12 protein-coding genes and 1 tRNA gene are annotated in these 11,979 nt (G+C 62.6%); 5 read left to right on the forward strand and 8 right to left on the reverse strand.

Features of this window, described 5'->3' with window-relative positions:
- Positions 1 to 8: 8 nt before the first annotated feature.
- On the reverse strand, positions 9 to 896 hold the full coding sequence (gene argB / locus J2Y48_RS01940) for an acetylglutamate kinase (protein ID WP_310411879.1): 888 nt from the start codon (positions 894 to 896) through the stop codon (positions 9 to 11).
- Positions 897 to 1,081: 185 nt separating this feature from the next.
- Here argB and J2Y48_RS01945 point away from each other — a divergent pair, with 185 nt between their 5' ends.
- Complete coding sequence (locus tag J2Y48_RS01945; RefSeq protein ID WP_310411882.1) at positions 1,082 to 1,624, forward strand: sigma-70 family RNA polymerase sigma factor; 543 nt, start codon at positions 1,082 to 1,084, stop codon at positions 1,622 to 1,624.
- Positions 1,621 to 2,346 (forward strand): anti-sigma factor domain-containing protein, encoded by a 726-nt coding sequence (locus tag J2Y48_RS01950; RefSeq protein WP_310411885.1) that lies wholly within the window; start codon positions 1,621 to 1,623, stop codon positions 2,344 to 2,346. The genes J2Y48_RS01945 and J2Y48_RS01950 overlap by 4 nt, the downstream gene beginning before the upstream one ends.
- A 108-nt stretch (positions 2,347 to 2,454) precedes the next feature.
- Here the strand turns inward: J2Y48_RS01950 and J2Y48_RS01955 are convergent, their stop codons facing one another.
- From J2Y48_RS01955 to rpmH, 6 genes are all read right to left on the reverse strand, one after another.
- A complete protein-coding gene (locus tag J2Y48_RS01955; RefSeq protein ID WP_310411888.1) occupies positions 2,455 to 2,985 on the reverse strand; it encodes a DUF1269 domain-containing protein in 531 nt (176 codons plus the stop codon).
- 163 nt (positions 2,986 to 3,148) lie between these two features.
- Entirely contained in the window at positions 3,149 to 3,802 is a 654-nt protein-coding gene (yihA, locus tag J2Y48_RS01960) for a ribosome biogenesis GTP-binding protein YihA/YsxC (protein ID WP_310411891.1), read from the reverse strand.
- Between the two features lie 76 nt (positions 3,803 to 3,878).
- On the reverse strand, positions 3,879 to 4,787 hold the full coding sequence (locus tag J2Y48_RS01965; protein WP_310411893.1) for a DMT family transporter: 909 nt from the start codon (positions 4,785 to 4,787) through the stop codon (positions 3,879 to 3,881).
- Between the two features lie 162 nt (positions 4,788 to 4,949).
- Entirely contained in the window at positions 4,950 to 6,749 is a 1,800-nt protein-coding gene (gene yidC / locus J2Y48_RS01970) for a membrane protein insertase YidC (RefSeq protein WP_310411896.1), read from the reverse strand.
- Entirely contained in the window at positions 6,749 to 7,138 is a 390-nt protein-coding gene (gene rnpA, locus J2Y48_RS01975) for a ribonuclease P protein component (RefSeq protein WP_310411900.1), read from the reverse strand. Before rnpA ends, yidC begins: the two co-directional genes overlap by 1 nt.
- Before the next feature lie 33 nt (positions 7,139 to 7,171).
- A complete protein-coding gene (gene rpmH, locus J2Y48_RS01980; RefSeq protein WP_108001706.1) occupies positions 7,172 to 7,309 on the reverse strand; it encodes a 50S ribosomal protein L34 in 138 nt (45 codons plus the stop codon).
- 365 nt (positions 7,310 to 7,674) lie between these two features.
- Between rpmH and J2Y48_RS01985 the strand changes: the two genes are divergently transcribed.
- The 3 genes from J2Y48_RS01985 (at position 7,675) to J2Y48_RS01995 (ending at position 11,789) form a co-directional block, all read left to right on the forward strand.
- Entirely contained in the window at positions 7,675 to 9,678 is a 2,004-nt protein-coding gene (locus tag J2Y48_RS01985; RefSeq protein WP_310411905.1) for a methyl-accepting chemotaxis protein, read from the forward strand.
- Between the two features lie 336 nt (positions 9,679 to 10,014).
- Positions 10,015 to 11,481 (forward strand): HAMP domain-containing sensor histidine kinase, encoded by a 1,467-nt coding sequence (locus J2Y48_RS01990; RefSeq protein ID WP_310411908.1) that lies wholly within the window; start codon positions 10,015 to 10,017, stop codon positions 11,479 to 11,481.
- 231 nt (positions 11,482 to 11,712) lie between these two features.
- Positions 11,713 to 11,789, forward strand: a tRNA-Arg gene (locus tag J2Y48_RS01995).
- Here J2Y48_RS01995 and J2Y48_RS02000 read toward each other — a convergent pair.
- Positions 11,760 to 11,951 (reverse strand): hypothetical protein, encoded by a 192-nt coding sequence (locus J2Y48_RS02000; RefSeq protein ID WP_310411911.1) that lies wholly within the window; start codon positions 11,949 to 11,951, stop codon positions 11,760 to 11,762. The two genes, J2Y48_RS01995 and J2Y48_RS02000, sit on opposite strands and share 30 nt — an antisense overlap.
- Positions 11,952 to 11,979 lie beyond the last annotated feature (28 nt).

Raw genomic sequence — 11,979 nt, forward strand, 5'->3', positions numbered from 1 at the left:
CCGCTTCATCAAGGAACGATCAGCGTACCGGCGCCGCGCTCGGTGAAGAGCTCGAGCAGGACCGAGTGGGCCGTCTTGCCGTTGAGAATGACGACACCCTGCACGCCTGCGCCGATCGCCTCGATGCAGGTCTCGACCTTCGGGATCATGCCGCCGGAGATGGTGCCGTCCTTGATCAGCGCGCGGGCTTCGGCGACAGACAGTTCCTTGATCAACTCGCCCTGCTTGTTCAGCACGCCCGGGACGTCGGTAAGGAATAGCAGGCGCACGGCGTTCAGCGCACCGGCGATGGCACCGGCGAAGGTGTCGGCGTTGATATTGTAGGTGTGGCCGTCGCGGCCGGGCGCCACCGGCGCAATGACCGGGATCATCTCGGACTTCGCCAAAAGGTCGATCAGCGTGCGGTCGACCTCGACCACCTCGCCGACAAAGCCGAGGTCGAGGATGCGCTCGATATTGCTGTCCGGATCGACGACGGTCTTCTGCGCCTTCTGGGCGAACACCATGTTGCCGTCCTTGCCGCAAAGGCCGATCGCCCATTCGCCGGTCTGGTTGATCAGCGCCACGATCTCCTTGTTGATCGAGCCCGCGAGCACCATTTCGACGATCTCGACGGTCTTCTCGTCGGTGACGCGCAGGCCGCCTTCAAATTTCGATTCGATCCCCATCTTCGTCAGCATGGCGCCGATCTGCGGGCCGCCGCCATGAACGACCACGGGGTTGACGCCGGACTGCTTCAGAAGTGCTATGTCGCTGGCAAAGGCCTTGCCCAGCTCGGGATTGCCCATGGCATGGCCGCCGTATTTCACGACGATCGTCTTGTTTTCGTAGCGCTGCATGTAGGGCAGCGCCTGCGCCAGCAGCCGCGCCTGGGTTTCGCTTTCGGTCAGGGACATGGGGGCCTCGCAATTCTAGTCGGGCGCCTGTTTAGCGCATGTTGTGTGATGATGGAATGATCCAGGCCAGAGACCTGCCAAATTCATCCTTTCTGCTAGGGGGCGGGCAACTGCACCACTCCGCGATGGCCTGATATGCTTCTTGGGGATTTAAAATCTCCACCCCGCCAGCCAGGAATCCATCCGTGCGCGACGACGAGATTGCCTATCTGATCGGGCGGATTTGCCTCAAGGACAGGCAGGCATTTCGCCGCGTGTACGATCTAACTAGCGGAAAACTCTTCGGCATCTGCCTACGCCTGCTGCGCAGGCGCGACGATGCGGAGGAAGCGCTGATGGCGATCTATCCGAAAATCTGGCAACAGGCGGATCGCTTCGCACCCGGCGAAGCGAGCGCATTTTCCTGGCTTGCCGCCATCGCGCGTCGCCATGCGATCGAGGTGATCCGGGCGCGAAGACCAGTGGCAAGCAACATCGAGGAAGCATATGATATCGTCGATGTGGAACCCGGACCCGGACCCGAGGCAACCGCCGTTGTTGGTTCCGAGGGCGGACCTGTCGGGACATGCCTGCAAGGGCTCAAGGCCACGGATGCTTCAGTGGTACGAAAAGCCTATGTGGAAGGATTGAGCTACGAGGAGCTCGCCACGCTCTATGGCATCCCGGTCAACATCGCGAAGAGCTGGCTTCGACGAAGCCTGCTGGAACTGAGAGTAGCTGAACCATGACATCGTCTGACCAGAACAACAGGGATCCGCGCCGCGATGAAGTGATCGCCGGCGAATATGTCCTTGGCGTTCTTTCGGCCGAGGACCGCCGCAAGGTCGAAGACCGGCTGCGCAGCGATCGCGCCTTCGCAGCGATGGTCAACCGTTGGGAAGAAAACCTCTCGGCCATCAACCAGGAACTGGAGACGGTGACGCCGCCGGCTCGGGTCTATGCCGCGGTCGAACATCAGCTCTTCGATTCATCCACGGGCGATGCCGGCATGTCGGTCTCCGGTACAATCTGGACCTCGCTTGTGTTCTGGCGCTCGGCAGCGTTTGCCTCCCTCGCCGCCGTTGCCACCTTTCTCATCGCCTGGTCGGGAATACTTACGCCCTCGCCCGCAAAACGGCTTGTCGCGGAACTCTCAGGCAAGGACAGCCCGATCGCCCTGGTGGCGCATTATGACGAAGCCAACGGCATGCTGAGCCTCACCCCAACGGCGACTGCGCAGGACGGCGCGAAATCGCTCGAACTGTGGCTGGTGCAGGAGGGACGGCCACCGGTCTCGCTCGGCGTTCTCCCGCAGTCCGGCGAGGGATCGCTGAGCATCCCTTCAGCCATGCGCTCACGGCTGGCACGCGACGCCCTGCTTGCGGTAAGCGTCGAACCGCCCGGCGGTTCTCCCACGGGCGCCGCGACCGGCCCCATCATCGCCTCCGGCAAGGCCCAGCCATTCCGCTGACCCGGGAAAAACCTGCTCGGCGTCTTAAGCCGGCCTCAGAACCGCGATGAAGGAATGACTGAAGAAGAGTGCTCGGCGGCTCGCGCCACCAGAGCACTCATATGTCGTTCAGGAAGCTGCAGGGGCAGCGGTGGCCCCGGACAGGGCCGCCTGCAGCTTCGCTTCCTGCTCAGGCGATAGCGACGTCTTCAGAACCCGGCCGCGCAGCCCCTCGAACTCGGCCAAAACCTTTTCGGGCTGCACCTTGCGAACCAGGACGAAGAGGGCGGAGGAATTGTTCGCAATAGTGTCCCCCAGCGACTTGATGAAGTTGTCGTCGATGCCGTAGTCCGTGAGTGAACCGGAAAGCGCCCCTGCGCCCGCACCGACGGCGCCGCCAATCGCAAACCCGGCCAGCGGGTTCAGGAACAGAAGCCCGACCAGGCCGCCCCAGAGAGCACCGGAGAGCAGGCCGGAGGAAGCCCCGATCGCCGTCAGGTTGAGGCTCTGCTTCAGATGGACCTTTCCCGCGGCGTCGCGCACGACGACCACCGCATCCTCCAGGTCGATCAGATATTCCTTCTTCAGTCCGTTCAGCTTCACAAGGACCTTGTCGGCTTCGTCGGGCGTATCGAATCCTATTACGATCAAATCAGACATTTGCGTGCTCCAGTTTGCGACCGCGGCGGCAAGGCCGCCCACGAGCAGCTTCCAAGCAAAGCTGCGTCCCCTTGCGCGCCAGCAAGCGCGCTGCACGAACGAAAATAGGGCAGAATTCATCACCGGGTAGTGACGTCGATCAACTGAATTCGCTTTTGACTTTTCAGCGCGCGATGGTCGTCTCGATCGCCTCTCGCAGCATTTCGAGGCCCCTGCTCTTCTCGGACGACGTGGCAAGGATCTCCGGATAGGCGGCCGGGCGCTTTCGGATCTTCTCCGCCGTCTCTGCCACGAGTCGTGGAACGCCCGCTTCCTTGATCTTGTCCGTCTTGGTCAGGACGAGTTGGTAGGACACCGCCGCCTTGTCGAGGAGGTCGAATACGTCCTCGTCGTTCTTCTTGATGCCGTGGCGGCTGTCGATCAGGACGTAGACGCGCTTGAGCGTCGAGCGTCCGCGCAAATAGTCGAAGACCAGCTTGGTCCATGCGTCGACCTGCTCCTTGGGCGCCTGCGCATAGCCATAGCCGGGCATGTCGACGAGCGCCATCGGCGGGAGATCGCCTGCCTCGCCGGAATAACCGTCGGGAACGAAGTAGTTGAGCTCCTGGGTCCGCCCGGGGGTGTTGGAGGTGCGCGCCAGCCCCTTGTGGCCGACCAATGCATTGATCAGCGAGGACTTGCCGACGTTGGAGCGGCCGGCGAAAGCGATCTCCGGCGGCCCCTCCGGCGGGAGGAACTTCATGGCGGGCACGCCGCGAATAAAGATCCACGGCCGGCCGAAGAGGGGTTTGTCGTCGCCGGAATTTGTCGAAGTCATCGTCTGGCCTTTCAGAGCTGTCGGCTCCGGCTTCACGGTTTCGGCGATCAAAGTCAAGCGGCAACCGGGCCGGGCTTCAGCGGCGCAGCTGCCGCCACATCTCCAGGCCGAGGTAGCACAGCAGCGCTGCCAGCACGATGATGCCGCCGACGATCGTGCGCTCACCCGGAACCTCGGCCAGGAAAAGCGCAACCCAAAGCGGCGCCAAAACAGTTTCCGCGGTGCCGAGCAGCGCGGCAAGCGCCGAGGGAACCAGCCGGGCACCCGTGACGAACAGCGCAAGACCCAGGCCGAAATTGAACGCGCCGAACACGACAAGTATCCCGAGTTCGGACAAGCTGACGGAATAGTCCGCCGCCTGCATCGCCGCCATGCCGCAAGCCAGCACCGTTCCGGTGAAAACCGCCGGCGTCATCCGCACGTGGGAAAACCGCCGGGTAATCACGGTGGCGGACGCAAAGGCAAAAGCGATCAGCAGTGCGAGCGCATCTCCGATCGGCGAGACCGTGCCGGTGACCGACCCTGAGACCATGACCCCGACACCGCAAATGACGACGGCAATCGCGACCCAGGTGTGCAGCGCTATTCGTTCACGAAACAGCACCCAGCTCATCAGCGCCGCGATTAGGGGAACACTCGCCTGGATCAGGAGGATGTTGGCAACCGTGGTGTGGGCGAGCGCAAGAATGAAGGACGTCGAGGCGGTGGCGAAGCAAACGCCAACGGCTAGCCCCGGCAGGCCCATTCCGGAAAACAGCTTCACTGTCCCACGCGGGCCGTCGCGCACAAGCATGAAACCGAGAAGGAAGACGGCGGCGAAAAGCGCGCGCCAGAACACCACCGTCCAGCCGTCCTCGATGTCGAGGAGGCGGGCGAGCGTGCCGCCGAAGCTCCAGACGATTGCCGAGCCGAGCACGAGTGCGGCCCCATAGACTCGGCTGCGGGCTTCTGGGTTGAGGTTGGGGTGAGTCACGGATGCGGACATTCTTGCGCTCGGCAACATGGGGACGCTGACAGCATAAGCAGAATGACTGTCGGAACAGCCGCGTAACAGCGACATCAAGGTGCCGCAAGTGTGGGAAATAGGGTAGCGAAAAGAATGAAGCCCCGGAGACCGGGGCTTCGAAGATGGCGGACGCGGATCCGTCTATTTTGCCGGATCGGCTTTCTTGCCAAATATGCCCTTCAGGTTGCTGAACAGCTCTACCTTGACACCGTGGCGCTTCATGATGACCGCCTGTTGGATGATGGAAAGCGTGTTGTTCCAGGCCCAGTAGATGACGAGACCGGCGGGGAAACTTGCCAGCATGAAGGTGAAGATGACCGGCATCCAGGTGAAGATCATGGCCTGGGTCGGATCCGGCGGCGTCGGGTTCATGCGCATCTGCAGGAACATGGTGACGCCCATGATCAGCGGCCACACGCCGATCAGCAGCATATGCGGCACCTCGAAGGGCAGCAGTCCGAACAGGTTGAACAGCGATGTCGGGTCCGGTGCTGAGAGATCCTGGATCCAGCCGAAGAACGGCGCATGGCGCATTTCGATGGTGATGTAGATGACCTTGTAGAGAGCGAAGAATACCGGGATCTGCAACAGGATCGGCCAGCAACCGGCCAGCGGATTGATCTTCTCCTCCTTGTAGAGCTGCATCATTGCCTGCTGCAGGGCCATCTTGTCGTCGCCGAACTTGGCCTTCAGCTCCTCCATCTTCGGCTGCAGCCGCTTCATGTTCGCCATCGAAGCATATTGCTTGCTGGCAAGCGGGAAGAACACGCCCTTGACGACGATCGTCGTAATCAGGATGGCCACGCCGAAGTTGCCGAAATAGCGGAAGAAGAAGTCGAGCAACTGGAACATCGGCTTAGTGAAGAACCAGAACCAGCCCCAGTCGATCATCAGGTCGAAGCGGGGAATGGAGAGGTTCGTCTTGTAGCTGTCGATGACCGGCACTTCCTTGGCACCGCCGAACAGCATGTTCTTGACCTCGGCCTTCTGTCCCGGCGCGATGGTGATCGCGTCCTGGCGGAAATCCGCCTGGAAGCGCGCCCGGCCGTCGGTGAAGTGCGAGAAGCGCGTCTGGTATGGGACCGTCTGCGGCGGGATCAGCGCGGTCGCCCAGTACTTGTCGGTGATGCCGAGCCAGCCGCTCGTGGCCGTACCCGGCTCTATCGTCGTGTCCTTTTCGGCGGCCGAGTATTTCACCTCGTGCAGGCCGAGCGCACCGAGATAGCCGATGAAGCCCTCGTGCAGGACGTAGACGCTTGGCGTCGTGGGCTTGGAGAAGCGGGTGATGCGGCCGTAGCCGGAGATCGAAAGGGGCGCGTCGGTGGTGTTCTCGATCGAGTCGACGACCTGGAACATGTAGTGCTCGTCGACCGAGATGGTGCGGACGAACTTGATGCCCTTGTCGTTGGTGTAGGTCAGCGTCACCGGGGTGCTCATGGTGAGCTTGCCGGTGCCCTCCTGGGTCCAGACCGTCTGCGCGCCCGGCACCTGGCCGGTGGAGTCATTGCCGACATAGCCGACCTCGGCGAAGTAGCCGTGTTCGGTCTCGGCCGGGCTCAGCAGCGTGATGATCGGGCTTGTGCGATCGACGGTCTCGTGGAACTCGCGCAGCTTCAGGTCGTCAAAGCGCGCACCCGCCAGGTTGATGGAGCCGAGCAGCGCGTCTGTCTCGATCGCGATGCGCGGCGAGGCGGTGACAGCAGCCTCGCGGCTTTCCGCCGTTGCGCCGGGAACCGCGGCGCCGGAGGGCGACGGTGTCGTTGTCGTTGTCGTGGCCGCCGAGCCCGCGGCCGCATCCGGCTTGGCCTTGTCCAGCTCCGCCTGCATCTCGGCGACCGTGCGCTCGCGCTCGATCTTCGGATTGACGTAGAGGAACTGCCAGGCGATCAGGATCAGCACCGACAGCGCAATCGCCACGAAATAATTGCGGTTGTTTTCCATCATTCTTTCCCGGGGCCCGCGGAAGCCGGCCTCTTGTGTTTTTGTCTGTAGCTGATGCGCTCGCGAAGGCGGTCCTGCAGTTCTGCGAAGGACGCATGAAGGATGTCGCGCCTGGCGACAATGACATAATCGTGTCCGGGCTGCATTGCAAACCCGGCAGATAGCCGCACCGCCTCCTTCAAACGCCGGCGCATGCGATTGCGCTCGACGGCGTTGCCGTGCTTCTTCGTGACGGTGAAGCCGACGCGCGGCGGTGTGTCCGGCTCGAGCCGGTCGCGCATCTCAAGGAGAAACAGCGGCCCCTTGCGCTTTTCACCCTCGCGCACACAAAGAAACTGCGGGCGGCTTTTCAGCCGTCCGACAGTCAGTTTTTCGTCATTCTTCGTCATTGCCCGGCAATCTCGCTTCGGGCAAGCGCGGCCTTAGGCCGAAAGACGCTTGCGGCCGCGTGCACGGCGGGCGGAAAGAACCGCGCGACCGCCCTTGGTGGCCATACGGGCACGGAAGCCGTGGCGGCGCTTGCGAACAAGCTTGGAAGGCTGATAGGTACGCTTCGACATTTATTTAATACCGCGGTGTGCGGCCCTTCTTGGGTTTGCGTTTAAGCAAGGAGCGTTACGTTCGCGGACACGGAATCCCCAGCGGAATGCCGAGCCTGTCCGAACGTGGGCGGCTTATAGGGCGAAAGCCGCCGGAAAGTCAATTCCAGGCATCCGGGCCACCTTGATCGAAACGCCTCGCTGCAGAATCGCAGACCTCCACACCAGCCTGAAACTGGACGTCTTGAAGTTGCGTTCAAAAACAAGGCTATCAGCCCGTCGCACACCGCAATCAATAGAATTCTCATTAACTTTTAACGGGTAGCGTTCGCAAGATACGCGCCGTTGGGTCGCGTCTTCTACAGTGCATTTTGGGGGTGCCGCATATGAAGATACGTACGAAAATCTACCTCATTGTCGGAGTCATGGGGTTGATTTCGATCCTCATCGGCGGCATGGCGCTTGGCGTCGTCTACCAATACGATCAAAAGCTGCGGCAATATGAGAACGCCGCTGACCGCGCCTATCTGGGTGAACACCTGAACCGCCAGGTCACCGCCGTGGTCATGGAAGCGCGCGGCGTCTACAGCTCGGACACGACCGACGAGGCCAAAAAATTCGCCGACGGCATCCTGAAGCAGCTCGACGGCATCGACGAGACCTTGAACGAATGGAAGCCGATGGTTCCGCAGGCGCAAATGGCGGCGTTTGAAGCCGTCGTCAGCCGCGCGGCGGAATTCCGCACCTTCCGGGCCGAAACCGCCCGTCTCGGTACCGAAGCCTCGCCGGCGGCCGCCAACGAACAGGGCAACAACGACGCGAACCGCGCCAACCGCAAGGCCTTCCAGGAGGAGATCGACGCGGTCGTCCAGACCGACCGCGAGAACCTTGACTCGATCAAGGCCGATATCTCGGCCTTCGAGGCGATGATGCTGACGCTCGTGCTTTCGACCGTCGTTCTCGGGCTGGCCGCGGGCGGCGGGGCTGCCTTCTATGTCGCCACCAACCAGCTCAGCCGTCCGATTCAGAACGTGACCGAGACGATGAAGAAGCTCGCCTCGGGCGATCTTTCGACGGAAGTTCCCTATGGTGGCCGCAAGGACGAAATTGGCGACATGGCCGCCGCCGTCGCCGTGTTCCGCCAGAACGCCATCGAGGTGCGCGACCTGAACGCCCAGGAACTGGTCCTGCGCGAGAAGAGCGCCGATCTGCAGTCGAGCATCGCAACGGTGGTGAATGCCGCCGCAGCGGGCGATTTCAAGCAGCGCATCACCAAGGATTATGGCAACGACGACCTGAACCAGTTCGCCGCAAGCATCAACGAATTGGTGGGCAGCGTCGATGCCGGTATCAACGAGACCCGCCGCGTCATTGCGTTGCTCGCCGAGGGGGACCTGACCGGCACGATGAACGGCTCCTTCCAGGGTGCCTTCGCCGAGCTACAGACGAACGTCAACAACACGCTGGCGACCCTGCAAAGCGCAATGCGCGACGTCCGCGCGTCGACCGACTCGATCCACGCCAACTCGGGCGAGCTGCGCACGGCCTCGGACGATCTTTCCAAGCGCACCGAGCAGCAGGCTGCTGCGCTGGAGGAAACCTCGGCCGCACTCGAGGAGATCACCGCGGCCGTGAAGAACTCGACCGAACGGGCGCAGGAGGCCACCGTCATGGTGGGTGAGGCCACCCGCAGCGCCAAGCAGTCCGGCGAGGTTGTCCGCAATGCCGTCGATGCCATGGGCCGCATCGAACAGGCATCGAGCGAGATCACCCAGATCATCAACGTCATCGACGAGATCGCCTTCCAGACCAACCTGCTCGCCCTGAACGCGGGCGTGGAAGCCGCGCGCGCCGGCGAAGCCGGCAAGGGCTTTGCGGTCGTTGCCCAGGAGGTGCGCGAACTTGCGCAGCGCGCCGCCAGCGCGGCCAAGGACATCAAGGGTCTCATCACCAAGTCCAGCGACGAGGTTGCGGTTGGGGTGAAGTATGTCCAGGCGACCGGCGAGTCGCTCTCGGACATCGAGAACCGCGTGTTAAAGATCGACGAATACATCCACTCGATCGCGACGGCCGCGCGCGAACAGGCCACCGGCCTCCACGAAGTCTCCACCGCCGTCAACCAGATGGATCAGGTCACGCAGCACAATGCGGCGATGGTGGAGGAAAGCTCGGCTGCGACCCACAAGCTCAACGCCGAAGCCGACAGTCTTGCAAGCCTCGTCTCACGCTTCCGGACCGGCGGCGCCCAGCAATATGCCGTCTCGGCGCAGGCGACGCACCGGCCGGTCGCCTCTCCCGCACGTCGGATGATGGGCAATGTCGCGCGCGCCTTCAGTGGCCGCGGCGGCGCCGCCCAGGCGGTTGCCCAGGAGGGGTGGGAGGAGTTCTGATCCCACCGAGCATTCATCTTGCCAAGGGGCGGCGGGTCATTCCGCCGCCCTTTCTCATTGCGACGGGCTTCTGTGACCGCAACCGGGCCCCCGCCCCTTGCGGGAAGCAGCATCAACGCGATCTGCTAAATGCGCATTGGTCGCTGTCCGGTTGGAAAGTACCATTACATCCCTTATGATGGTGCTTGAAACCAAGGCGCGCGGCACGCGCGGAGCCGAGGCAGCGAAAAGGCGACAGCCTGCAGCAGGCATCGGAGCATCACGCGCCCCGGCGGCCAAGGAGGGTTCGTCGCCAGCATACCGCCATGACGCTCGCGGAATGGCCAGGAGTCCACCATGAAGGATAACGAAGCCCACCCGATGCTGGGCGATGTGCCAATGCCGAGCGCGCTTTCCGGTCTATCCGGCAGGTTGCTGCTGCTGACGGTCGCCTTCATCATGCTGGCGGAAGTGCTGATTTTCGTTCCCTACATTGCCAACATGCGGGTGCGCTGGCTCGGCGACCGCCTGAACACCGCCGCCGCGGCGGCGATCGTCGCGGACGGTTTTCCCCAGCAGGACCTGTCACGCACACTGCAAGACGAAACGCTGCTGGCGACAGGCACGAAGGCCATCGTGTTGCGGCGCCAGGACGCCTCGCGGCTGATTGCGATCGCCGACATGCCCCCCAAGGTGGACGCACAGTATGACCTCGCAGCGGTGGAACCGATCTCGGCGATTCGCGACGCATTCGATACGCTGATCTTCGGCGGCGATCGCATCATCCGCGCCTATGGCCCGATCGGAGACAGCGATGCAACGATTGAAATCGTGCTCGCGGATAAGGCACTGCGCAGGGCGATGCTGGTGTATGCGCGCAATGTCCTCTTCCTTACCGTCATCCTGTCTGCGATTGCCGGGGGCGTTGTTTTCCTGGGTCTCAATCGGATGCTGATCCGGCCAATCCGCCGGATGACCGGCAGCATGCGCGAGTTTGCCGCCGATCCGACCGATCCGGCCCGCGTGCTGCAGCCGTCCGGGGGCCATGACGAACTGGCGGTCGCCGGCGTCCACCTGGCGGAAATGCAAAGGGCCCTGCAAGGAACGCTGCGGGAGCAGAAGAACCTCGCCGACCTCGGGCTTGCGGTCTCGAAGATCAACCATGACATGCGCAACATCCTCTCGTCCGCACAATTGATGTCAGACCGGCTGGCCGATGTGGACGATCCCGTCGTCAAGCGCTTCGCGCCGAAGCTCTTGCGGACGATCGACAGGGCCGTCGGCTACACCACCGACGTGCTCGCCTATGGCCGGATGCGCGAGCCGGCACCGCGTCGCCGATTCCTCCCATTGAAGCCGCTGGTGATGGATGTTTCGGAGATGCTCGCAATCGATCCGCTTTCGGGAATCGACTTCATCCTGCAGATCGACCCGGGCCTTGAGGTCGACGCCGACAGCGAGCAGCTCTTCCGCGTCATTCACAACATCTGCCGCAACGCCTTCGAGGCGCTGACACAGCATCAAGAGCGTGACGGCGGCCGGCTGACCGTCTCGGCGGTCCGGACCGGCAGCGTCGTCTCGATCACCATCGACGACACGGGGCCCGGCATGCCGGCCAAGGCTCGCGAGCACCTGTTCACCGCCTTTCGCGGTTCTGCTCGCTCGGGCGGCACGGGCCTTGGCCTCGCCATTGCCCGCGAGCTGGTTCTTGCCCATGGCGGGACGATTGCGCTTGTGGAGAAGGCGGCCAAGGGCACGCAATTCCGCATCGAGCTTCCCGATCGTCCGGTTCCGCTGGCGGCCTTTCGCAACAAGGCGTCCTGACGCGCGCCCTACTCTTTCAGCCTCCTTGCCGTGAAGTCTTTGGTTTTCGCATTCTTTGTCCGAAACCGACCGCCACTTTCGGGAGACCTCGTCTGCCGCGTTGATCGCCGCGCGCCACGCAGACCAGACTTGCATCATGTGCAACTTTTTTTTGGAAAAGGCGCTTGCATTAAATCAGCGGACCATTTAGGTACTCGCTCGCAGCCGGGCGACACGCCCACCGCTGAAAACGCACCCGTAGCTCAGCTGGATAGAGCACCAGACTACGAATCTGGGGGTCAGGAGTTCGAATCTCTTCGGGTGCGCCATTTCTCTTCAGAACTGCCAACAGCTGGCCACCAGCCATTGCCTAGTGGATAGTGGCCTCGCTTTCCGATGATCCGGACCGGCTTGTCCTCGACCTCATCGACGACGGCCTGGATAGTGGCCTTACGGAAGGGAATGTCGCCGGATGTGATGTTCTCGCGCATCATCCTGCCGTGCGTTCCGACTTGGCTT

Source organism: Mycoplana sp. BE70 (genome assembly GCF_031455855.1).
In the GTDB taxonomy this organism is placed as follows: domain Bacteria; phylum Pseudomonadota; class Alphaproteobacteria; order Rhizobiales; family Rhizobiaceae; genus Mycoplana.